Annotated in this window: 26 protein-coding genes; 12 read left to right on the top strand and 14 right to left on the bottom strand. The window is 53.2% G+C overall.

The window, feature by feature from the left end; genetic code table 11:
• The first annotated feature begins 174 nt into the window (after positions 1-174).
• A complete protein-coding gene (locus MVG27_RS04970) occupies positions 175-411 on the top strand; it encodes a hypothetical protein (RefSeq protein ID WP_297471022.1) in 237 nt (78 codons plus the stop codon).
• On the top strand, positions 408-989 hold the full coding sequence (locus MVG27_RS04965) for a lysine exporter LysO family protein (protein ID WP_297471020.1): 582 nt from the start codon (positions 408-410) through the stop codon (positions 987-989). The genes MVG27_RS04970 and MVG27_RS04965 overlap by 4 nt, the downstream gene beginning before the upstream one ends.
• Here the strand turns inward: MVG27_RS04965 and MVG27_RS04960 are convergent.
• On the bottom strand, positions 979-1,542 hold the full coding sequence (locus MVG27_RS04960) for a hypothetical protein (RefSeq protein ID WP_297556295.1): 564 nt from the start codon (positions 1,540-1,542) through the stop codon (positions 979-981). The two genes, MVG27_RS04965 and MVG27_RS04960, sit on opposite strands and share 11 nt — an antisense overlap.
• Positions 1,543-1,709: 167 nt before the next feature.
• Here MVG27_RS04960 and MVG27_RS04955 point away from each other — a divergent pair, with 167 nt between their 5' ends.
• The 9 genes from MVG27_RS04955 (at position 1,710) to MVG27_RS04915 (ending at position 6,859) form a co-directional block, all read left to right on the top strand.
• Entirely contained in the window at positions 1,710-1,994 is a 285-nt protein-coding gene (locus tag MVG27_RS04955; protein WP_088884972.1) for a 50S ribosomal protein L44e, read from the top strand.
• A gap of 3 nt (positions 1,995-1,997) precedes the next feature.
• Complete coding sequence (locus MVG27_RS04950) at positions 1,998-2,195, top strand: 30S ribosomal protein S27e (protein ID WP_088884971.1); 198 nt, start codon at positions 1,998-2,000, stop codon at positions 2,193-2,195.
• 84 nt (positions 2,196-2,279) lie between these two features.
• Complete coding sequence (locus tag MVG27_RS04945) at positions 2,280-3,104, top strand: translation initiation factor IF-2 subunit alpha (RefSeq protein ID WP_297556294.1); 825 nt, start codon at positions 2,280-2,282, stop codon at positions 3,102-3,104.
• A gap of 2 nt (positions 3,105-3,106) precedes the next feature.
• Complete coding sequence (locus MVG27_RS04940; protein ID WP_297064040.1) at positions 3,107-3,286, top strand: RNA-protein complex protein Nop10; 180 nt, start codon at positions 3,107-3,109, stop codon at positions 3,284-3,286.
• On the top strand, positions 3,283-4,083 hold the full coding sequence (locus tag MVG27_RS04935) for a proteasome assembly chaperone family protein (RefSeq protein ID WP_297556292.1): 801 nt from the start codon (positions 3,283-3,285) through the stop codon (positions 4,081-4,083). The genes MVG27_RS04940 and MVG27_RS04935 overlap by 4 nt, the downstream gene beginning before the upstream one ends.
• A gap of 118 nt (positions 4,084-4,201) precedes the next feature.
• The gene (gene cbiM, locus MVG27_RS04930; protein WP_297556291.1) at positions 4,202-4,873 is read left to right on the top strand and encodes a cobalt transporter CbiM; all 672 of its coding nucleotides are present in this window, start codon (positions 4,202-4,204) and stop codon (positions 4,871-4,873) included.
• A 4-nt stretch (positions 4,874-4,877) separates the two neighbouring features.
• A complete protein-coding gene (locus tag MVG27_RS04925; RefSeq protein WP_297549927.1) occupies positions 4,878-5,213 on the top strand; it encodes a PDGLE domain-containing protein in 336 nt (111 codons plus the stop codon).
• 24 nt (positions 5,214-5,237) lie between these two features.
• Entirely contained in the window at positions 5,238-6,050 is an 813-nt protein-coding gene (cbiQ, locus tag MVG27_RS04920; RefSeq protein WP_297471000.1) for a cobalt ECF transporter T component CbiQ, read from the top strand.
• Complete coding sequence (locus tag MVG27_RS04915; protein ID WP_297556289.1) at positions 6,047-6,859, top strand: ABC transporter ATP-binding protein; 813 nt, start codon at positions 6,047-6,049, stop codon at positions 6,857-6,859. Before cbiQ ends, MVG27_RS04915 begins: the two co-directional genes overlap by 4 nt.
• Here MVG27_RS04915 and glmM read toward each other — a convergent pair.
• The 9 genes from glmM to MVG27_RS04870 form a co-directional block, all read right to left on the bottom strand.
• Positions 6,849-8,219 carry a phosphoglucosamine mutase gene (gene glmM, locus MVG27_RS04910; protein ID WP_297556286.1) on the bottom strand — a complete coding sequence of 457 codons (1,371 nt, stop codon included), beginning with the start codon at positions 8,217-8,219 and terminating at the stop codon, positions 6,849-6,851. The genes MVG27_RS04915 and glmM overlap by 11 nt on opposite strands.
• Before the next feature lies 1 nt (position 8,220).
• A complete protein-coding gene (locus tag MVG27_RS04905) occupies positions 8,221-9,618 on the bottom strand; it encodes a mannose-1-phosphate guanylyltransferase/mannose-6-phosphate isomerase (protein ID WP_297549917.1) in 1,398 nt (465 codons plus the stop codon).
• Positions 9,615-10,364, bottom strand: a complete 750-nt coding sequence (gene mpgP, locus MVG27_RS04900; RefSeq protein WP_297549915.1) for a mannosyl-3-phosphoglycerate phosphatase — start codon at positions 10,362-10,364, stop codon at positions 9,615-9,617. Before mpgP ends, MVG27_RS04905 begins: the two co-directional genes overlap by 4 nt.
• Complete coding sequence (gene mpgS, locus MVG27_RS04895) at positions 10,361-11,536, bottom strand: mannosyl-3-phosphoglycerate synthase (protein WP_297549913.1); 1,176 nt, start codon at positions 11,534-11,536, stop codon at positions 10,361-10,363. The genes mpgP and mpgS overlap by 4 nt, the downstream gene beginning before the upstream one ends.
• A gap of 58 nt (positions 11,537-11,594) precedes the next feature.
• Positions 11,595-12,959, bottom strand: coding sequence for an ADP-specific glucokinase (locus MVG27_RS04890; protein WP_297549911.1), 1,365 nt, complete (start codon positions 12,957-12,959; stop codon positions 11,595-11,597).
• 49 nt (positions 12,960-13,008) lie between these two features.
• Entirely contained in the window at positions 13,009-13,572 is a 564-nt protein-coding gene (pgiA, locus tag MVG27_RS04885) for a glucose-6-phosphate isomerase (RefSeq protein WP_297549931.1), read from the bottom strand.
• Positions 13,573-13,639: 67 nt separating this feature from the next.
• Positions 13,640-13,822 carry a KH domain-containing protein gene (locus MVG27_RS04880; RefSeq protein ID WP_297062510.1) on the bottom strand — a complete coding sequence of 61 codons (183 nt, stop codon included), beginning with the start codon at positions 13,820-13,822 and terminating at the stop codon, positions 13,640-13,642.
• Between the two features lie 28 nt (positions 13,823-13,850).
• Entirely contained in the window at positions 13,851-14,519 is a 669-nt protein-coding gene (locus MVG27_RS04875; protein WP_297549909.1) for a TraB/GumN family protein, read from the bottom strand.
• Positions 14,516-15,460: a ribonuclease Z gene (locus tag MVG27_RS04870; protein WP_297556283.1), complete on the bottom strand. Its 945-nt coding sequence runs from the start codon at positions 15,458-15,460 to the stop codon at positions 14,516-14,518. Before MVG27_RS04870 ends, MVG27_RS04875 begins: the two co-directional genes overlap by 4 nt.
• Before the next feature lie 81 nt (positions 15,461-15,541).
• On the opposite strand from MVG27_RS04870, the gene MVG27_RS04865 reads away from it, so the two are divergent.
• Positions 15,542-16,501 (top strand): hypothetical protein, encoded by a 960-nt coding sequence (locus tag MVG27_RS04865; protein ID WP_297550902.1) that lies wholly within the window; start codon positions 15,542-15,544, stop codon positions 16,499-16,501.
• Here the strand turns inward: MVG27_RS04865 and MVG27_RS04860 are convergent.
• The 4 genes from MVG27_RS04860 to MVG27_RS04845 all read right to left on the bottom strand — a co-directional run bounded on the left by MVG27_RS04860 (position 16,498) and on the right by MVG27_RS04845 (position 20,437).
• Positions 16,498-17,238: an ABC transporter ATP-binding protein gene (locus MVG27_RS04860; RefSeq protein ID WP_297550900.1), complete on the bottom strand. Its 741-nt coding sequence runs from the start codon at positions 17,236-17,238 to the stop codon at positions 16,498-16,500. The two genes, MVG27_RS04865 and MVG27_RS04860, sit on opposite strands and share 4 nt — an antisense overlap.
• Positions 17,235-18,269 (bottom strand): iron ABC transporter permease, encoded by a 1,035-nt coding sequence (locus MVG27_RS04855; protein WP_297550908.1) that lies wholly within the window; start codon positions 18,267-18,269, stop codon positions 17,235-17,237. The genes MVG27_RS04860 and MVG27_RS04855 overlap by 4 nt, the downstream gene beginning before the upstream one ends.
• Positions 18,270-18,274: 5 nt before the next feature.
• Complete coding sequence (locus MVG27_RS04850; RefSeq protein ID WP_297550906.1) at positions 18,275-19,429, bottom strand: iron ABC transporter substrate-binding protein; 1,155 nt, start codon at positions 19,427-19,429, stop codon at positions 18,275-18,277.
• A gap of 105 nt (positions 19,430-19,534) precedes the next feature.
• Positions 19,535-20,437 carry a cation diffusion facilitator family transporter gene (locus tag MVG27_RS04845; RefSeq protein WP_297550898.1) on the bottom strand — a complete coding sequence of 301 codons (903 nt, stop codon included), beginning with the start codon at positions 20,435-20,437 and terminating at the stop codon, positions 19,535-19,537.
• Between the last annotated feature and the right edge of the window lie 17 nt (positions 20,438-20,454).

The following is a 20,454-nucleotide window of genomic DNA, read 5'->3' as shown; positions in this document are numbered from 1 at the left end:
GAGAGGTTTCATGAAAAGCCGTTGAAATCCAGTATATTTTCGGAAACGTTTAAAACCGACCGTCCAAATCTCCACCGGGCGATGAAGAATAGCAAGCACGCTGAGATGTGATGACGTGAACACCCTCCGAGCCCCTTCGATACTTTTATTAACCTTCAGAGTGGAATCTCGGGCATGAACGTCTTCATACCCCTAACCCTCGGCCTTCTTCTTGGCTACCTGCTCCGGCGAAGTGGGAAAAAGCCCAGTCTTGAGGCCCCGGTTAGCGTTGCCCTCTTAGCTATGATATTCTTCCTGGGAGTGAAAACCGGGGAAGTCCAGGTAAACGGCCTCTGGCTCCTCCTTGCCTCTACGGTTTTTGCAGTTTTGACGATAGCGGGAAGCCTTCTCCTCGCGGAGGTGGTTGGGTGAGGTTCCTCTACCTCGTTCTTACCTCCCTCACATTGGGTGTACTCGTCGGGCGTTTCCTCTCCCCGAACTTTGGGAACGCCTATGAAGTTATGCTCTACGTCCTGATATTCCTAATCGGAATGGACCTCGGTTTGAGTTTCAGGAAGGAAGAGCTCATGAAGGTTGGCAGAAAAGCCCTCCTCCTGCCGTTTTTGACCTTGATTGGCTCAATCCTTGGAGGTCTTATTGCTTCGCTCCTCCTCGGCATAGAACCGAAGTGGGGTCTGGCAATCGGGGCCGGATGTGGGTGGTATTCCCTCACAGGGCCGTTGATAGCGCAGTATTCCCCGCTCTACGGTGCCGTTGGATTCCTTGGGAACCTTATGAGGGAAATCCTGACTATTCTGATATATCCAATCGCAACAAAAAGGATTGACCCCAAAAAAGCCGTCGCCATGGGAGGGGCAACAACTATGGACACGACCCTGCCGATAATAACCAAATTTGGAGGAAGGGAAGTCGCGCTCGTTGCTTTTGTCCACGGGTTCGTCCTTACAGCTTTGGTTCCCTTCCTCCTTCCCCTGATACTCACTCTTTAGCGTACTTCTCAATGAGGCCCTTAATGAAGCTCTCGTGCTGTTCCTCGTTTCTCCTCAGCTCTCTGACGAGTTCCCTGACGACCGGGTGGAATGCCCGCTTTGAGAGTTCCTCGTAGAGCTCCCTCATCTTGGCCTCCTCCTCGGCGTACTTCCTGAGCAGTTCGACCAGCTTCTTGCCGTCCTCAGGAAGAACGACCTCCGTCGGGAAGTCCTTGAGGAACTCCTCTATTACCTCCTCCGGCGGAATTCTGGCTCCCACCGGCCCAAAACCGAGGGGCATGACCATCGTTGGAACGCCCGGGATTAGTGCGTAGTCCTCGTTGGGCTTCTCGATGGAATACTCCTCGACGAGCTTAACGGCGTCATCGTAGGCCTTCTCAAGGGCCTCCATCAGTCTCTTGTGGAAGGCCGTATCAATCGCAATCCTAAGAATCAGTCCCCTCAAATCCGCGTACTCGGGCTTGTCGAGCTTTTTGAGTAGCTTTTTGTAGTCCTTCTCGGCCTTTCCTTCGACCTTCTTTGCCTCCTTGACGATGTCAATCATCCTCTTCATTTCCCATCACCGGGACTTTTTAGTAACATTTAGTATTTAAAAGTTTCGGGAAATGGGAAAAAGCTTTTTAAATATCCCCACAAACGGGAAACCCGAGCTGTCATCGGCTCATGGCTCGGGGGTATCCGGAAAGGAGCCCACCGGGCTTTTCGCTGGGGGTGAGTGAGATGAAGTACCCGAAGCAGATAAGAACATACTGTCCGTTTTGTAAAAAGCACACCATCCACAAGGTCGAGAAGGTCAAGAAGAGGCCGAGGAGCGAGCTCAGCCAGGGCCAGAGGAGATTCCGCAGAATAATGAAGGGTTACCACGGATTCCCGAGGCCGAACCCAGCCGGAAGGGAGAAGCCTGTCAAGAAGCTCGACCTCAGGTTTAGGTGTACGGTCTGCGGTAAGGCCCACACCAGAGGAAAGGGCTTCCGCGTTAAGAAGTTTGAGCTGGTGGAGGTGTGACGCATGGCGCTCCCGAAGAACCTGATTCCAATGCCACGCTCAAGGTTCCTCCGCGTTAAGTGCATAGACTGCGGAAACGAGCAGATAGTCTTCAGCCACCCGGCCACTCCGGTTCGCTGTCTCGTCTGCGGTGCAACTCTGGTCGAACCAACCGGCGGTAAGGGAATCGTCAAGGCCAAAATCCTTGAGGTTCTTGAGTGATTCCCTTCCTTTTTCCATCCCGCCAAACTTTTAAAAACCTCTTCTCGTAAACCTTTCGGAGAGAAAAATTTAGAGGTGGTTGAAATGCCGAGGAAGGCCAAGGAGTTCCCCGAGGAAGGTGAATTCGTCGTTGCTACCGTCAAGAACATTCACCCCTATGGAGCGTTCCTCACCCTTGACGAGTATCCCGGAAAGGAGGGCTTCATGCACATAAGCGAGGTTGCTCCCACGTGGGTCAAGAACATCAGGGACTACGTGAAAGAGGGTCAAAAGGTTGTCGTCAAGGTAATCAGGGTTGACCCGGAGAAGGGGCACATAGACTTGAGCCTCAAGCGCGTCAATCAGCAACAGAGAAAGGCGAAGCTCCAGGAGTACAAGCGCGCCCAGAAGGCCGAGAACCTCCTCAAAATGGCCGCGGAGAGGATTGGCAAGGACTTTGAGACTGCCTGGCGAGAGGTCTGGGTTCCTCTGGAGGAGGAGTACGGGGAGGTTTACGCCGCCTTTGAAGACGCCGCCCAGAACGGCATCGAGGTTCTGAAGGGCCTCATTCCCGACGAGTGGCTCGAAGCTCTCAAGCCAATCATAGAAGCCTACGTCGAGATTCCGACGGTGACGATAGATGCCGAGTTCGAGATAACTGTTCCAAAGCCGAATGGTATCGAAATAATAAAGGAGGCCCTCATAAGAGCCCGCGACAGGGCAAACAAGGAAAAGGACATAGAGGTAAAATTCACATATCAAGGGGCACCGAGGTATAGAATTGACATAACGGCCCCGGACTACTACAAGGCCGAAGAAGTCCTCGAAAGCATAGCCGAGGAGATTCTCAGGGTAATTAAAGAAGCCGGCGGAGAGGCCACGCTGATTAGAAAAGAGAAACGCATAAAGAAGATTAAGAAGAGGAGGTAACGATGAAGTTCCGTATAAGGAAGTGCCCCAACTGTGGCAGGTACACCCTCAAGGAGACCTGTCCGGTCTGTGGCACGAAGACCAAGGTGGCCCACCCACCGCGCTTTTCACCCGAGGACCCCTACGGCGAGTACAGGCGCAGGTGGAAGAGGGAAGTCCTTGGGATAGGGGTGAGAAAATGAAGGAAACAACCATTTATCTCCTTGAGAGGCCCAAGCTGAGGGATCCAGTCTTTATAGAGGGCCTCCCCGGAATTGGGCTGGTTGGAAAGCTCGCCGCCGAGCACCTCATTCAGGAACTCAACGCCGTTAAGTTCGCGGAGCTTTATTCGCCACACTTCATGCATCAGGTTATCATAAAGAAAGGCTCAATCGTTGAGCTCATGAAGAACGAGTTCTACTACTGGATAAACCCTGACGAGGATGGAAGGGACCTAATCATAATCACCGGCGACCAGCAGGTTCCTCCGACCGACAGCCCCGGCCACTACGAGGTGGTTGGTAAGATGCTCGACCTCGTCCAGGAGCTCGGCGTCAGGGAGATAATAACCATGGGTGGCTATCAGGTTCCAGAATTGCAGGGCGAACCGAGGGTTTTAGCGGCCGTAACCCATGAGGAGCTAGTGGACTACTACAAGGAGAAGCTCAAGGACTGTTCCGTTGAAGTCATCTGGAGGGAAGACGAGGGAGGGGCGATAGTCGGAGCGGCCGGACTGCTCCTCGGCATGGGCAAGCTCCGCTCGATGTACGGCATAAGTCTGCTCGGCGAGAGTCTCGGGTACATAGTCGATGCAAAGGCCGCGAAGGCCGTTTTAACCGCCGTTACGAAGATACTCGGAATTGAGCTCGACATGAGAGCACTTGAGGAGCGCGCAAAGGAAACCGAGGAGATACTCCGGAAGGTTCAGGAGATGCAGAGGGCAATGCTTGAACAGCAGATGCCCCCGGCCCCGGAGGAAGAGGACAGGGGTTACCTCTGATTCCCCCTTTTCTTTGGGACTTGGTTGGGAACCAAAGGTTTGTAACACTGTTTTTAGAAAATTTTTTATAGAATAGCACTATTCATAGTTCTGATAACACCAACCGATGAAAGAGGTGGTGAAATTGCACATTCCAGACGGCTACCTCGGTCCGTACACCTGTGCGTTTTTCTACCTGATAATGATACCGATATGGTACAAGGCCTTCAGGTGGCTCAAGAACCTGAAGCCAAGCCAGGTGCCCCTCCTGGGAGTTCTGACGGCCTTTTCGTTCCTTGTGATGATGTACAACATGCCAGTTCCCGGGGGAACGACAGCCCACATCGTTGGAGGGACGATAATAGCGATACTAATCAGCCCATGGGCGGCAACGGTCTCCCTGACAATAGTGCTCCTGATACAGGCCCTCTTCTTTGGCGATGGTGGGATAACGACCTACGCCGCAAACGTCTTCAACATGGGCGTTGTCCTGCCCTTCGTCGGCTACTACACCTACCGCTTCCTTACACAGAGGCTGAAACTCAACGAGATTGTATCCGCTGGAATAGGGGCCTACGTGGGAATAGTGACTGCGGCGATTATGGCGGGAATTGAACTCGGAATTCAGCCCTATCTACAGCCCGGCTACTGCCCGTATCCACTGAGAGTTTCCGTTCCCGCGATGGCAATAGCGCACCTCGTTACCGCTGGTCCAGCGGCGGCTGTCGTCACCGCGGCAGTTGTGTGGTACGTCAAGAAGAGCAGACCCGACCTTTTTGCCATGAGGACAATAACCAAGACGAGGGGGTGATTGAATGGACAGGGTCACAAAAACGTTGCTCGCCATTGTCGGCGTCATGATAATCCTCTCCCCCATAGGAATACTCCTCGTCTGGAACTACAGTGACGCGTGGGGTGAATGGGACGTCAACACCGTCGAGCAGATGGTCGGCCACAAGCTTCCGGGAATGGAAAAGCTGGCAGACATCTGGAACCACGCGGTTCTTCCGGATTACAACGTCCCCGGCTGGGAAGACAAACTGCACGCATCCATTGGATACATCATCTCAGCAGTGGTCGGGACTGCACTTGTGATGCTCCTCTACTATGCCCTGGTAAAGTTCACGGTCGGGAAGGGCACTTCTTCCTGATTTCTTTCAATTTTGGTGAGGGCAATGGGGTTCCTGGAGGATACAGCAAGGGAAGTTCTGGAGTTCACAACGGAGGCCGTGTTTTCGGAGAGACACGCCCGGAAGAACGGCCTCCTTCAACGCCTCGACCCACGGCTTAAAACGGTCTCCCTTGTGGTCCTCGTGGCAACCGTTGTTTCCCTTCAGGACATCAGGGTTGTGGTTGCGTTCTACTTCCTGGCCCTCGTTCTTGCAGTCATGTCAAAGCTCCCTGTGGTTGAGTTCACAAAAAGGGTCTGGATTTTCATTCCGGTATTCACCGGGATAATTGCCGTCCCATCGATTTTTATGGTTCCCGGTGATACTGCTTTCAAAGTTCTTGGCCTTACCGCGACATGGGAGGGAATCCGCTGGGCGGTTCTGTTCACGCTGAGGGTTGCAACGGCCGTTTCCTATGCAATACTGTTCACAATGACGAGCAGGTGGAACGAGATAGTTTCGGCCCTGGCCTCGTTCAGGGTTCCCGGAATGGTGATAACGATAGCCACCCTCACCTACAGGTACGTATTCCTTCTCGCGAAGCTCCTCCTTGATGCCATGCACTCCCGGCGGGCAAGACTCGCGGGGGAGCTCGGCATGGTGGAGAGCTGGAAGGAGGCAGGAAAGCACATAGGTGCAACTTTCATAAAGGCAAACGCCCTTGGAGAAGACATTTACTACGCCATGCTTTCGAGGGGCTATACCAACGAAGTCCAGCCCATAAGGGAGTTCCGGCTTGGAAAGGTGGACTACGCCTTCTCAATCGTAACAGCGCTTGTTGTCCTTCTTACGCTGGCCTTCACGAGGGGGTTACTATGAAGATTTACGAGCTTAGAAACGTCTCATACCGATACCCAACCGGGGAATGGGCGCTGAGAAACATCAACATGGAGATAGAGAAGGGGGAAACCGTGGCGATAGTTGGCCCCAACGGCGCGGGAAAAACGACTCTGCTGAAGCTGATGGACGCACTTGTATTACCGAGTGAGGGTGAGATACTCTTCGAGGGAAAGCCGATAACGGAGGAAACCATGACAGACCCGGAGTTTCGGCGGAAGGTTGGATTCCTGTTCCAGAACCCGGACGTCATGCTTTTCAGCGCGACCGTTCTGGAGGATGTGGCCTTCGGTCCAGTCCACCTGTGGGGGAAGGAGGAAGGACTGAAACGGGCCCGGGAAGAGCTCAGAAAACTCGGAATAGAAAGGCTTGCCGAGAGGCACCCCTACAGCCTCAGCGGAGGGGAGAAGAAGAAGGCCTCTATAGCATGCGTGACGAGCATGGAACCCGAAGTCCTGCTCCTCGACGAGCCGACCAGAGACCTAGACCTGAGAAACAGGAACTTCGTCCTTGACATGATTGGGAAGTGGAAGGCCGAGGGAAGAACAGTAGTGGTGGTAACCCACGACCTCAGGCTGATTCGCCTGGCCGACAGGGTTTACGTGCTCAAAGAAGAAGTCCTTTTTGAGGGAACACCAAGAGAGCTTTTCTCAAGACCGGAACTGATAGAGAGTGCTAACCTTGACGTCCCGGAGATTGTGAAACTTTTCCACATGCTGGGACTGAAGGAAACACCGCTCAGCGTTGAGGAGGCCGTTGAGATACTAAAGAAAAAAAGACTCAGCCCCTGAGGGCCTCTTCCAACAGCTTAAGTCCCAGTTCGAGGTATTCCCTTGCCTTCTCCTCGCTCTTGGCTTCGCTGAAGACCCTGATTATTGGCTCCGTCCCGCTGGCCCTCACGAGAACCCAGCCGTCGGGAAAGATTATCTTCGTCCCGTCGGTGGTGTCAATGGTATATCCCCTTGCCCTGGCAAGCTCCGCGACCTTCTCCACTATCGCTTTCCTGTCGCCTTCCACTTTCCTCTTCGTCTTGAACTGATAGTACTTCGGCAGTTCATCGATAAGCTCGCTGAACTTTTTGCCGGATTTCGCAAAGATTTCGACTATTTTTGCCGTCGTCATTGCCCCGTCCCTGCCTAGGACGAAGTCAGGGAAGATAACTCCCCCGTTCTCCTCACCACCGATTGTCCCGTTGTGCTCAAGCAAAGCTCTTGCAACTATCAAATCGCCGACCTTTGTGCGCATGACTTTGGCATTGTTCCTCTTCGCTATATCGTCGAGAAGGTTGGATGTTGCTATCGTCGTTACGAGGAGCCCGCCACCCTTCTCCCTCAGCACGGCATCGGCAACCAAAGCGAATGTCTTGTCGCCCTGTATGAAGCGTCCGTTTTCGTCTATGAATACTGCCCTGTCTGCATCCCCATCCTGTGCAACGCCAAAGTCCGCTCCAAGGGCCTTCACTATCTCCTTGAACTCCTTCAGGTTCTCCTCGTTCGGCTCGGGATTTCTCGCTGGAAAGTGACCGTCGGGATGGGCGTTAACGCTCACGACCTTACACCCGAGCTCCCTGAGGAGGTAGGGGAGGGTTAGTGAGCCAGCACCGTTGGAAGTATCAACTACAACGAAGGGTCTTCTCTTCTTTATCGCCTCAACGTCCACCCTGGCCTTTATCGCCTCGATGTAGGGCTTTATGATGTCCTCCTCGCGGACCTCGCCTATCTCATCCCATTTAGCCCTGTCGAAGTCCTCGTTGAAGAAGACCTCCTCAACGACGGCTTCACGTTCCTTCTTGAGACCCATGCCGTTCGGCTCGAGGAGCTTTATGCCGTTGTATTCTGGCGGGTTGTGGCTGGCGGTAATCACCGCCCCACCGTCAGCGTTGAAGTGAGCGGTGGCCCACTGTATAGCGGGCGTTGGGGCGATGCCAACGTCTATAACGTCACAGCCCACACTAAGCAAACCGCTGATTAAAGCATCTTTGAGCATCTCACCGCTGACGCGCGTATCCCTGCCGACAACGACGAGGGGCTTTTCCCTTCCCTCCCTTTTGAGCATCGTTCCGAAGGCCATTCCCATTTTCAGGGCGAACTCAGGAGTTATCTTCTCGTTCGCTATGCCGCGGACCCCAAAGGTCCCGAAAAGCCTCCCCATATCAGACCCTCCCGAACTCGTCGTCGAACCTTACGATGTCGTCCTCACCGAGGTACTCACCAATCTGGGTCTCTATAACTTCCAGCACAACTTTCCCAGGATTTTCGAGGCGGTGCTTGACTCCAGCCGGAATGAAAGTGCTCTCACCGGGCCTGAGGAGTATCTCCTTGTCCCCAACGATTACCTTCGCAGTACCCCTGACAACGACCCAGTGCTCCGAGCGGTGGTAGTGCATCTGGAGCGACAGTTTCTTGCCCGGCAGAACCGTCAGGCGCTTTATCTTGTAACGGTCGCCCTCTTCAAGGACAGTGTAGCTACCCCAGGGCCTGTAGGCCGTTCTGTGGACAACGACACGCTCGTCGCCGAGTTCTTTGAGTGCCTTGTAAACCTCCTTGACTCTCTGGCTCTCTCCCTTTTTGGCAACGAGAAGGGCATCGCCGGTGTCTATGATTATCAGATCCTCAACTCCAACCGTCGCGGTAAGTCTCTCCGTCATTATGAGGTTGTTCCTTGAGTTCACACCGACGTGGTAGCCGTTCTTTCCGCGAATCCTGATGGCATTCCCTTCGGCGTCCTTTTCGAGAACTTCGTAGATGGCATCGAAGCTCCCCAGGTCGCTCCACCTCGTGTTGAGTGGAACCACTGCCGCTTTGTCGGTCTTCTCCATGACGCCGTAGTCTATGCTTATCTCGGGAACGCGGTTGTAAACCTCCTCGATGTCACCGCTCTCCTCAAAGGCTTCCCACACCTGAGGCGCGTGCTTCTGAACTTCCTCGATGAAGAGGGAACTCGAAAACGCGAACATTCCGCTGTTCCAGTAGTAACCGCTTTCAACGTACCTCTTTGCCGTTTCAAAGTCCGGTTTTTCCTTGAACTCGGCAACGGTGTAACCAATGACCGTTCCGTCCTCAGCTATCTTCTCCCCGGGTTTTATGTAGCCATAGCCCGTGTGGGGTCGGGTCGGCTTTATTCCAAAGGTCACCAGATAGCTCTTAGCCAGCTTTTCGGCGTTCTCAAAGGCCCTCTCGTAAGCCTCATTGACTTCAATTAAGTGGTCGCTGGGCAGAACGGCAACGACGGAATCCCCGAATTCCTCCTCTATTCGGAGCGTCGCCCAGAGGATTGCGGGTAAAGTGTTCTTTCCAGCGGGTTCAAGGAGTAGATTTTCCTCGGGGATTTCAACTCCCAGCTCCCTCAAATCGTCAAGAACCCTAAACCTGTAGTTCCTGTTGGTCACAATGAATATCTCGCCGGGCTTTGAGAACATCAAGGCCCTCTCAACAGTCTTCTGGAAGAGGCTTTTCTCGTCGAGGAATCGGACGAACTGCTTGGGCATCAGTTCCCTGCTCAGGGGCCAGAGCCTCGTCCCCTTTCCGCCGGCAAGGATAACGGTCTTCACGGTATCACCTCCAGCAATTCATCAATCGAGCTTATATGAGTAGCCTTGGGATGGGATAGGTTTCCAACGATGAAGGCTTTATCAACGACATCGAAGAGTGGAAAGTCGTTTTCTCCGTCTCCCACAGCGTAACTTTCAACCTTTTCAAGGCTGGAATAAAGTGAAAGAAGGGCTTTTGCACCCCTTCCCTTGTCGGTGTTTCCAGTTACCCCTATGAACCTGGTCCCCCTCGTTGTTTTGAGGCCGTTTTTCGAGAGTTCCCTCTCGAACCCCTGTTTTTTCCAGCGGAATATTGTTTCACTGTATTCCCTCATCATCGCGAGCCTCGCCAGTTTCTCCGGAAGACCCGTGAAAGCCATTACTTCCCCTATAGTCGAGTTGCCGTAGTATTTTAGCCCATAATCTCCAGCTATGACATCGAGGACGGCCCTGATTTCTATGTAGGATTTTCCAAGCTCCATTACCCAGTAGTTCTCCCTGTGAAGATTGGTAACGTCCCTGATAATATCTCCCAGGAAGTGGCCTTCGGGAACGTAAACAGCGCTTCCGTTTTCAACAACAAAGGGCTTTTCAAGTCGCCAAGCCGAGAGGTAGTATTCGACTTCAAACCGTGTTTTTGAGGTGTTTATAATGACCTCATAACCCCTTTTTACGAGCTCATCAACTATGGGTTTGGCCTTCTCCGGGGAATAGTCGTCTCCAAGGAGCGTTCCATCGAGGTCGAGGAAAATGACCCGGGTGGTCATACTTCGAACCTCAGCAGAGTTTCTGTCTCATCTTCAAGGACCTTCATCCACTCCCCCACGTCTATTCCCTCTACAGGCGGCATCACGCGGGGCTTAGGGGGTTCCTGCCCTTCTTCAAGGAGACCGTGGAGCTTCAGCTCGTAGAGTATTCTTTCCTTCAGGTCCTTTGTGGCTAGTTTGGAGTGATATATCGTTCCAAGGGAGCTCAAAAGCATGTTCCTGACGTGCTCCTTGCCCTTGTCTTCATGGAGATGCGGATTCAGGGTTTCTATCTGGAAAACCTCAATTCCCTGCTCATATACGTCTTCTCTCTTGCTCTCCCATCTGCCGAAGGTTTCGAAGAGGTAAACGAGCTCATAGGGTTCTATAGCATAACCTGTGGCAAAGGGCATTATCTCTGCGAGCTTTATGCTCATTGCGTGCTCGCCGGCGTTTCCGGTCGCTATTATGTTGGTCTCGAAGTTAGTTGCAACTCCGAAGAGGGCGTTCATGTAGCGGTTGGTAATCTCGCTCACACGACCCCACTTCTTGAAATACAGCCCTCTAGTAGTTACTTTCGGCTTATGGCGCCAGCTCAATCTCACCATAGTATATTCGCTCTCGCTCATGAGAAAACCTGCGGCGTAATCCTTAACGTACTCATTCACAGAACCGGGGATGTAGTTGTCGGCATCAACAAAACCGACGTACTTTGCCCCAATGGCCTTCGCGAGAAGAAGACCTATGAGCATGCCCTCTCCCTTACCGCTCCTCACTGAATCACCGTCAAGTATGTTGGTATAACCTACCTTCCTGAAGGCCTCTGCCAGACCCGGGTCCTTCTGGTGGACCATGATTATCCTCGAGCGCGTTAGGTTGTAGAAGTGCTTAACGAGGTCGACCTCCTGCTTGAAGAGGTTCGGGCCTTCTCTCTTGCTGTTTGAGACTATTATTATGGGGCACTGGTGGGGAATCGCCTTAAGGACGCCATCAACGAGCTGAAGCTTCTCGTTCTTCATAGGGACAACTATGGCTATATCCTCAAGGATTCTGTAGATTTCTTCCCTTGGGACGTTTTTAACGGTAAAGGTTCCAACGTCCCTCGTCTCGCTGTCTAGTTTTATTACCTTTTGAACCTCATAGACTTCAACTGCCCCGAAGAGCTCCTTATAAACCGGTGCCTCTAGTAGCAAGGCATCACCTCCAAAATCGACTTTTCAAGAACCAAATAAGGTGAAGAAAATTAAAAGGTTACCCCATCTTCAATGCAAACTCCCCAACGAAGGCCGAGCTTGAAATCGTGTCGCCGATTCCGACGGTTGACTTGGGCTTCTCCACGATTTTCGTCGGGACGAAGGCGAGCTGATAGTCATCAACTTCGGCCAGTCCTTTCTCCATTCCATACTCCTTGGCGAGGGCCTCTTCAACCGGTTTGGCCCTCTCGTTGACCGGAACTTTCATGGCCTTCACGATGTCGTCCATCGAGTGAACGTCACCGAGCTTCGCCTTTGCGGCAGCGGCTAAAGCCGCGAAGAGGAGTGCATCTCTGACGAACTCGCCTTTGTAGTCGGTCAACGCAAGGTAGTAGCCATAGGTATGGAAGTGTATTCTTTTAACGCCGGCCCTCTCAGCGAGCTTGAGCATGGCCTCTGTGACCGCTATCGGGTCAACGGGGTCATTGGCGAGGAGCTTTTCAGCGAGCCTCTTCTCGCCAATAACCTCCATGATCGAGGCCAGCTCGACCTCGTTTAAACCGACGCTCCAGAAGTTGCCGAGAAAGTCAAGGATAGCTTTCCTGACGGTCTCATCGGGGGTGAAAGCGAACTCGAGGTGAGCGGGAACGTTCCTATCGTTGAGAACCTCAAGGTGTCCCCTTATCGTTTCGAAGGGCTCGCGGTAGTTATCCTTAGTCAACGCCTGAAGACCACTTACTATAGCGAGGTCCACATTTTTAGCTATTTCATCAAAATTCTTCCTAAACTCAGTCCTTATGAAAAGATTTGGATTGTAGTCGTCTGCCGAGCCTATGAAGCGGTTTTCCCTTGGCGCTTCGAAGTCGAAAACTGTAAAGCCCCTCGGGAACTCGTAAATGAAGTGTATGCAACTCTCCTCATCAGCGTTGAATTCCTTCGGATGAACCAGCCTGAGCTGACCGTTTTCAATCTTCGGAACATAAATCGGTCCGTCCTTGAACAGACCGGCCTGGAGCCTCGAAATCTGGGGGACGTGAGCTATTACCGGAATGCCGTAAACACCGCCGAGGAGATTGGCCATGATTCCCACCTGACCCCCCATCCTGAGCTCGTCCCAGCCCCAAAGCTTCATATAAAATCTTGTAGAACAGCTCTCGACGAAGAGCTCAGCCGCTTTTCCGAGCTTGACGCTCCACAGAATTGAGCCGAGCAGTTGTTGAACGCTCATTATCTTTTCCGGGAGCTCTTCTGAATAGCGGAGAACCTCTTCCTTCCCGGCCCTGTTCACTCTCTCCTCAAGGTCCCGCGAGTTCAGATATTTTATGGCATCTATGTTGGTGTTGTAGGCAAGCAAAACCCTTCCGATGTTTCCAAGCCTATTAATGACTTTCTCGAAGGCAGAAGCGTAAAGCCTGTCCCACATAATGTATCACCGAGAGTGAAAAGTAAGAGGGAACTAATAAGGGTTTCGCTCACTTCCAGCGCGGGTTGTCAACGAGCTTGACTTCCCCGTCTTCCTCAACGACGAGCTTGGCGAAGCCCTTCTCCTTTATCGAGCCGTAGTCGTGGCCCGCATCTGCCGGATACACGGCGAGGAATATGAAGGGCTCGTCGCCGGTGTTAACCGTCCTGTGGGCCCAGTAGGGCGGGACGTAGACAACCGTTCCCGGCTCCATCGGAACCCATTCCACATCTCCCTCCGGCGTCTGGAGGAGCATTCCACCCCTGCCCTTCAGGGCATAGTAGATTTCCGCCCTGTCCGGCTTGGCGTGATAGTGACCCTTCGTGAAGAAGAACTCCTTTCCGACCTTGCCCGGGTAGAGAACCGTCGTGGCGAAGTTGAGGTCGCCTTCCTTTTCCTCCTGCTCGATGGCGTAGACCTCGTAAACTATCGGGTCCTCCTTCAGGAGTTCCCTGTAGGCCTCTTCATCATAAAAGTAGCCCTCCATGTCGCTGAGCCTTCTAACGAGCTTCTTTGCTCCCGGAATGACACCATTCTCCTCTATTCTAACACCAAAAGGTTTCTTGTACTCCATGGCAACCACCAAAGAAAATCCACCTTAGATTATTTAACCTTTCCCCGGGTTATCACCGGGAGTGATGTCACTCCTTGGGGCGAACCTCAATCTTCTTCCCTATCACGAGCTCCGCCGCTTTTACTGCGGAACCACCGCTTCCCACGGCAATCCTCACCTTGTCGGCCGGAACGTAAACGATAATCTTGTCGTCGGTTTCCTCGATGTCGAGTATTTCCACGTTCAGCATCTTTTCAAGCCTGTCCCTCATAGCCAATCCCCACGGACTTTTCGCACTTTTACATATAAAAGTAACGTCCGTTGAGGAGCCTCTCTATTCCCGGCTTGTGGCCGAGGCCGACAACGGCCACAACCCTCGGCTTTTTGACCCCAGCTGAGAGAAGGGAATCAACTATCGCCATCAGGTTCCTCGCCATTATCTCGTTTCTTTCCTCAACCAGGACGCGGTAGAGGTATGGATACCTGTGCTTAAATTCAACCATCATGGCCCGGTACTCCTCCAGCGGGTCGCCCAGCTCTGCCCTTCCCAGCGGAAGGAAAACGCTCAGCCCTTCGAGGGCCATGAGGAGCTTCTCCCTCAGCGGAGCCGAGGCTATTTTGGCGAGGATTAGGTTAATGTCCTCGTCGATGAGGTAAAGCGGAATCCCCAGAGAGCGAGAGACCTCTATGGCAGTTCTCATTTCCTCCCCGGGGGACATTCCAAAGGCTTCTCCCAGTTTCTCCTCGACCTTCGCAAGGGCGTAGTTTATAACCCCCCTCCTCCCGAGCCTGAGGGAATCCTGGAGCGTCAGCTCGACGTTCGTTTCCATCGCCAGAAACCGGGCCCTGTCAAGTTCGATGGCAACGGCGTGGGGCCTTTCGTTGATTATAATCCTCGCAACCTCCTCCCTGCTTTTTGGGGAGACGTGCATCGTGCCCACGATTTTGACGTAGCGGAGGTAGTTCATGACCCCTCACCTAGAGCGTTTCCAAGTTGCCATTTTCCCGATTTGAAGGTTAGGACGTCAAAGTCCCTTGGGACAATGAAGTTCACGCCAAGCTTTCCGCATGTCTCCGCCGATGCTCCGAGGTATTCCTCGTAAGTGTAGCGAAATGCCCTGTGAAAGAGCGCGAGGAGTTTCACTTTGGCCTTTCTCGCTGTCTCGCAGGCCTCCTCGACGGTGGAGTGGTAACTCTCGCCCCTGTCCTCGGGAGAAATGTATGTGGCGTCATGGATTAGCAAATCTGCCCTTTCGGAGAAGAGCTTCACCCTATTGGACGGCTCGGTATCGCCGGTGTAGACCACCTTGAGTCCCTTCCTCTTCGGTCCCGTAACGTCCTCGAGGCGGATGACCCTTCCATTAACCTCAACCCTACCTTCCCTCTCAAGCCTCCCCAGTATCGGCCCGGGCTTGAGTCCGAACTCTGCCAGCTTCTCAGGGAGGAACTTCCCGCGCTTGTCCCTCTCCTTGAAGACGTAGCCAAGGGCCGGAATCCCGTGTTCGACCTTGAAGCTCCAGATTTCATAATCCCCGAACTTTAGCCTCGCCTCCCCGAGCTCGTGGACGTGTATGTCAAAGCCCGGCCTGAAGAACCCGCTGTTGAGGAAATTCTGGAGGAACTCAAAGGTGTACTTCGGCCCGTAGATGTGGAGGGGCCTTTCCCTGTTCCAGAGGTTCATCGTCTGAATCAGACCGCCGAGGCCGAGGTAGTGGTCACCGTGGAAGTGGGTTATGAATATCTTGTCAACCTTCATCGGACTGAGCTTCGCGGTGTTCATCTGCCGTATCGTGCCTTCTCCAGCGTCAAAGAGGATTATCTCACCCCTATAGCGGAGCGCTATCGCTGGCACGTTCCGTTCACGGGTTGGCATTATACCCCCGGTTCCGAGGAAAAAGACTTCAAGCATGTTTTGGAACTCTCATTTGGAGGTTAAAAATGTAGCCAAACGGTTAAATACTCCGGCGCGTTAGAGACGGGGGGTGAAAACATGGAGGAGATTTTGAAGGCCATCGAGGAGAAGAACTGCGAAAAGCTCAGGAGGCTTCTCTACTACAGGGTTGACGAACTCAGCGATGAAGAGCTGAAAGAAGTCCTTGAGAAGGCCGAAAAGCTGGCAAAGGAATGCAAGGACTGGGAACTTTACAAGCTCGTGCTCTACTACTACCACGAAATACTCAACGAGGACAGGATTTCAGAGTTTGAGAAACTCGCAAAGGAGAGCGACGACTTCGAGCTCAAGTTCCACCTGGCTGACCTTTACTACCTCATCGGCGAACTCGAAAAGAGCCTCGAACTGTTCAGGGCACTCCTGGAGGAGGAAGTAGCAAAGGGCAACGTCGAGCACGCCGCGAAGATATACTACAGCATGGCGATGATTCACGAGGAACTTCAGGAGTACGAGAAGGCCCTCGAGCTAATCGAGAAGGCCAAAGAACTCTACGAAAAGCTTGGAGACGAGAGGGAACTCCTGAGGATTGAGATTTACAGGGGCTACATAACCTTCGAGGCGGGAGACACCTACAAGGGCAAGGCAATAATAGCCGGAGTCCTGCCAAAGGCCCTCAACGACAACGAGCTTCTGGTTGAGGCCCACTTGAGCTTTGAGGAAATCTTCGAGGAGGAAGAGAACTACGATGCCGCCCTGCAGGAGTGCCTTTACGCCCTCATAAGGGCGAAGGGAACAGACTACGAGGACATAGCCTTCGGCTCCCTGATGGACGTCCTGTGGCAACTCTTCCTCGACGATGACTTCGAGACGGTTTACCTGAACGTTGATATGTTCATCAACGCATTCCCGGACATGAAGGAATTCTTTGAGGCGGTCAAAGCTCTAGCACTCTTCAAGGACGGCAAGATTGAAGAGGAAGAGGCCAAGAAGGCCATTGAAAAGGTCAAGGACCCGAGACTTCTCGAGATGCTCGAATTACTCGGGGAGGCCGAGCTCTAAAGGGGAACTATAACGGGGACTCCCCTTATTTCTCCCATCTCAACCTTAACTCCGTAAACCTCCTCGAACAGTTCCTCACTCAGAACTTCAAGACCACCGTCGGCAACAATCCTTCCGTTTTTCATGAATACGAACCTTTTAGCGAAGCGCAGGGCAAGGTTAACGTCGTGCATGACCATTACAACCGCCTTCCCCTCCCTTGAGAACTCCCTCGCGAGTCTCATAACTTCGAGCTGGCTCCTTAAGTCGAGGTTGTTGGTGGGCTCGTCCATGAGCAGAACCTGGGGTTCCTGAGCCAGTGCCCTCGCTATGCTGACCTTCTGGAGTTCCCCACCGCTGATTTCGTTCGTCCTTTTGAGGGCCAGCTCCTCGATGCCGAGCCTTTTCAGGGCTTCCCCCACAATCCTCAGGTCTTTCTCGGAGGGCGTCAGTCCCATGTAGGGCCTCCTGCCGAGAAGAACCGTGTCAAAGACCGTCAGAAAACCCGGCTCCGTCCGCTGGGGAACGTACGCGAGAATTCTGGAAAGTTCGCGCTGTGAGTAATCGTGAAGAGGCCTATCCTTGATAAAGACTCCACCGCATCTCAGAATTCCCGCCAGACAGCGCAAAAGGGTGCTCTTCCCGGCGCCGTTTGGACCGAGGATTGCGACAAATTCACTTTCCCCAATCTCAAGGTCTATCCCCCTGAGGACTTCCCGCTCGCCGTAGGAGAAGCGAAGGTTCTCCCCTTTAATCATCTCCTTCCCTCCATCCTCACGAGGAGGTATATAAACGTCGGTGCGCCGAGGAAAGACGTTATAACGCCCACAGGGAGGTTCATCGGTGAAACTATAAGCCTCGCAACGGTATCAGCCGAAACCAGGAGAAGGGCCCCAGCTAAGGCTGAGAGCGGAATCAGCGAGCGGTAGTCGCCTCCTGCTATTAGCCTCATCGAATGGGGTGCTATGAGCCCGATAAAGCCGATGACGCCTACAAACGCCACCGTTACAGAGGTTATGAATGCCGAAAGGAGCGTTCCAATCAACCGCTCCCTCTCGATGTTCACCCCGATGCTCTTCGCGACGTCATCGCCGAGTGTTGATGCGTTTAAATCCCATCTCTTGAGCAGGAAGTAGGCAAAAACGAAGGCGAATGCGACGGCCATTATGAGGTTCTCTCCCCACGTTGCTCTCGCGAGGTTTCCAAAGCTCCAGTAGACCATTGCCGAAAGCTGAAGCTCGTTGGCGAAGTACTGGACGAGGGTCGTCAAGGCCACGAACAGAGAACTCATCGCGACGCCAGCTAGGACTATCGCCTCCGGTGAGAGCCCCTTAAGCCTTGCAAGGGCGAGAATTACGAGGGTTGCACTTATGGCACCGAGAAAAGCGAAGAGAACGACAACGTAGGGGTTGTTGAGAAAGACCTGACCGGAGTTGAGGGAATAACCAGCACCAAGGAGTATTGCCAGAGACGCGCCGAACATGGCACCGTTTGAGACCCCCATCGTGAAAGGCGTGGCCAGTGGGTTTCTGAGATAGCCCTGAAGAACCGCTCCAGCAATGCCCATTGAAGCCCCCACAAGGATTCCGGCGACGATTCGGGGGAGTCTTATGCCCAGAACAACGAGCCTGTCATCCTCAGTTCCACCTCCAAAGAAGACTGCAAGGACATCTTTAACCGGGACGTGGTAGGGCCCGCTTGAGAGCGAGAAAATGGAGACCCCTAACAGGGAAAGGAAAAGGGCGAGACCTATGAGGACTTTCCTCCTGAGGTAGGCATTGTAGTCCATCTGCATCACGGGTTCGTCGGTAGTCCGTAGGTAACGTTTCCGCTGGCAAGGTTTATCTTACCGAACCCTCCGAACTCCTTGGCAAGCTCGTTGTATACCGGCTTTCCGACAAGGAAGGTGAATATCTCGTTGGCCTTCTCAACGGGGTCTATGTTCTTGAAGCGCTCCGGGTAGATAACCTTTCCGATGTAATAGGCGTCGGCAATCGCTATCCCGATGTTGGTGTTGTAGAAGTTATACGGCAAAACCCCGTAAACGTGGCCCTCTTTAACGGCCTTCAGAGAGTTGTAGAAATCCGGATTGCTCTTGTAGTCGTCGAGGATTATCTTCAATCCGCCTTCGTCTATGAAGATGTAGTCAGGGTTCACCTTGAGGAGCCACTCCTTGTCAACCTGCACCCAGCCGTTTTTAGAACTCAGGTTTGAAGCGACGTTGTCAAGGTTCAGAACCGTGAAGGGAGCGTAGTCTGTGAAGGTGCTCGTTATCCCGTGGGCGCCCTTGAAGCCTATTCCCCCAACGTAAACGCTCGGGCTCTTCAAACCCTTCGTGAGGTTCTCAAGGTAGCTCTGCTGTTCCTCTATGAACTTAATGATCTCCTCAGCGCGCTTCTCCTTCCCGAGGATTTTTCCGGCCAGGAGAAGGGACTTGAAGAAAACGGGGTCTGTAAAGTTCTTCAGCGTCCCGTAGCTGAGAACGACTACTGGAATTCCTGTCTTTTTCTGGACCTCATCGGCCTCGCTTTTGCTCACGAATGACATGAATATGACCTGCGGGTGAACCTTGATAATGGCCTCCATGTCGGGGAGCTTTCCGGGGCCACCGGGCCCGATAACGGGCAGTTTGAGAAGCTCGGGATGAGCGAGGATGTAGGGCCTTCCGAAGGGATACTTCTTTTCGAACTCCTCGATTCCGACGACGTTACTGGTCGCGTTGAGGTAAACGATAATCCTCAGCGCTCCTGGGCCGACCGCGACGACACGGGTAACGTTTCTCGGAACCTTTACGGTTCTTCCAAGGGCATCGGTGACCGTGATGTATACCGAACTTGAACTCGTCATTGTCGGGGATGGAGTGGTTGTCCCCGTTGAGTTGGAAGTCCCTATACAGCCCGCGACCGAGACCACAAGGAGAATCACAAGGAGCGCGAGGACCTTCCTCACTCGTATCACCAAAAGCAAGAAAGGTAGCACGCTTTTAACGGTTTTGGTACATTGATGTTATCAACCATCTGTTGAAGACCTTAGAGAACTTACCTACCAAGGGATTCAGAGCACTTGGAAATACTCACATATCACGTTCTTGCTGGCGCACCTGTCCGCTTCCAGCTGAACCGTCACGTGGGTTACCCCGTACCTCTTCAGCCTTTTCTCGACTTCGTCTATTATCCACTGCGCCTCGCTTATAGGCATGTCGTCAACCTCAACGTGGCACTCGAAGTGGATTTCCTTCTCCCCTATGCGCCAGGCGTGGAAGTGGTGGGCGTTCTTAACGCCGGGAATGGATTCTATTTCTGCCTTTATCGCCTCAAGGTCAAGCTCCGGTGAGGCCTCCATGAGGACCTCAGCGCTCTCCTTCAGTATCTCGTAGCCCTCCCTGAGGATGTAGAGCGAGATCAGAACTGTTACGAGCGGGTCAACCCATGTGATGTTCCACTTGATTATCAGGATTCCGCCGATGACGACCGCCACGGAAGAGAGGGTGTCGCTCATGAGGTGCAGATAGGCGGAGCGGACGTTAATGCTCTCGTGTGCATGACTGTGGAGGAGGAGAACCGAGAGGAGGTTGGCGGCTAGGCCTATCAACGCGACCCCGAGCATCAGCGGGCCGTCTATCGGCTCAGGGTTTTTGAAGCGCCTGTAAGCCTCAACCAGGAGGAAGAGGGAAACGCCAACGAGAACGGCGGAGTTTATGAAAGCCACGAGGATTTCAGCCCTCTTGTAGCCAAAGGTGTACTTCTCGTTGGCCTTCCGCTCACCGATTTTTATCGCGAAGTAGCTCGCGAGTAAGCTCATGCTGTCGCTGAAGTTGTGGAGGGAGTCGCTGAGCAAAGCCAAGCTTCCCGAGAGGATTCCGCCGATTACCTCGGCAATCGTGATGACCAGGTTGAGAACTATCGAGAAGGCCATCCTGCCCTTAAGCTCGCCGTGGTGATGGTGATGATGTCCCATTCTTCACCCACCGATTC

The organism is Thermococcus sp. (assembly GCF_027011145.1).
In the GTDB taxonomy this organism is placed as follows: domain Archaea; phylum Methanobacteriota_B; class Thermococci; order Thermococcales; family Thermococcaceae; genus Thermococcus.
Note: the sequence above shows the minus strand (reverse complement) of the source record. Positions and strands in the feature narration are given on the sequence as shown.

Bases quoted from the DNA above. Each gene is read 5' to 3' on its own strand.
- MVG27_RS04970 (WP_297471022.1), top strand. From the start codon at position 175: ATGAACGTCTTCATACCCCTAACCCTCGGCCTTCTTCTTGGCTACCTG.
- MVG27_RS04960 (WP_297556295.1), bottom strand. From the start codon at position 1,542: ATGAAGAGGATGATTGACATCGTCAAGGAGGCAAAGAAGGTCGAAGGA.
- MVG27_RS04955 (WP_088884972.1), top strand. From the start codon at position 1,710: ATGAAGTACCCGAAGCAGATAAGAACATACTGTCCGTTTTGTAAAAAG.
- MVG27_RS04950 (WP_088884971.1), top strand. From the start codon at position 1,998: ATGGCGCTCCCGAAGAACCTGATTCCAATGCCACGCTCAAGGTTCCTC.
- MVG27_RS04945 (WP_297556294.1), top strand. From the start codon at position 2,280: ATGCCGAGGAAGGCCAAGGAGTTCCCCGAGGAAGGTGAATTCGTCGTT.
- MVG27_RS04940 (WP_297064040.1), top strand. From the start codon at position 3,107: ATGAAGTTCCGTATAAGGAAGTGCCCCAACTGTGGCAGGTACACCCTC.
- MVG27_RS04935 (WP_297556292.1), top strand. From the start codon at position 3,283: ATGAAGGAAACAACCATTTATCTCCTTGAGAGGCCCAAGCTGAGGGAT.
- MVG27_RS04925 (WP_297549927.1), top strand. From the start codon at position 4,878: ATGGACAGGGTCACAAAAACGTTGCTCGCCATTGTCGGCGTCATGATA.
- cbiQ (WP_297471000.1), top strand. From the start codon at position 5,238: ATGGGGTTCCTGGAGGATACAGCAAGGGAAGTTCTGGAGTTCACAACG.
- MVG27_RS04915 (WP_297556289.1), top strand. From the start codon at position 6,047: ATGAAGATTTACGAGCTTAGAAACGTCTCATACCGATACCCAACCGGG.
- glmM (WP_297556286.1), bottom strand. From the start codon at position 8,219: ATGGGGAGGCTTTTCGGGACCTTTGGGGTCCGCGGCATAGCGAACGAG.
- mpgP (WP_297549915.1), bottom strand. From the start codon at position 10,364: ATGACCACCCGGGTCATTTTCCTCGACCTCGATGGAACGCTCCTTGGA.
- MVG27_RS04890 (WP_297549911.1), bottom strand. From the start codon at position 12,959: ATGTGGGACAGGCTTTACGCTTCTGCCTTCGAGAAAGTCATTAATAGG.
- pgiA (WP_297549931.1), bottom strand. From the start codon at position 13,572: ATGGAGTACAAGAAACCTTTTGGTGTTAGAATAGAGGAGAATGGTGTC.
- MVG27_RS04880 (WP_297062510.1), bottom strand. From the start codon at position 13,822: ATGAGGGACAGGCTTGAAAAGATGCTGAACGTGGAAATACTCGACATC.
- MVG27_RS04875 (WP_297549909.1), bottom strand. From the start codon at position 14,519: ATGAACTACCTCCGCTACGTCAAAATCGTGGGCACGATGCACGTCTCC.
- MVG27_RS04870 (WP_297556283.1), bottom strand. From the start codon at position 15,460: ATGCTTGAAGTCTTTTTCCTCGGAACCGGGGGTATAATGCCAACCCGT.
- MVG27_RS04865 (WP_297550902.1), top strand. From the start codon at position 15,542: ATGGAGGAGATTTTGAAGGCCATCGAGGAGAAGAACTGCGAAAAGCTC.
- MVG27_RS04860 (WP_297550900.1), bottom strand. From the start codon at position 17,238: ATGATTAAAGGGGAGAACCTTCGCTTCTCCTACGGCGAGCGGGAAGTC.
- MVG27_RS04855 (WP_297550908.1), bottom strand. From the start codon at position 18,269: ATGGACTACAATGCCTACCTCAGGAGGAAAGTCCTCATAGGTCTCGCC.
- MVG27_RS04845 (WP_297550898.1), bottom strand. From the start codon at position 20,437: ATGGGACATCATCACCATCACCACGGCGAGCTTAAGGGCAGGATGGCC.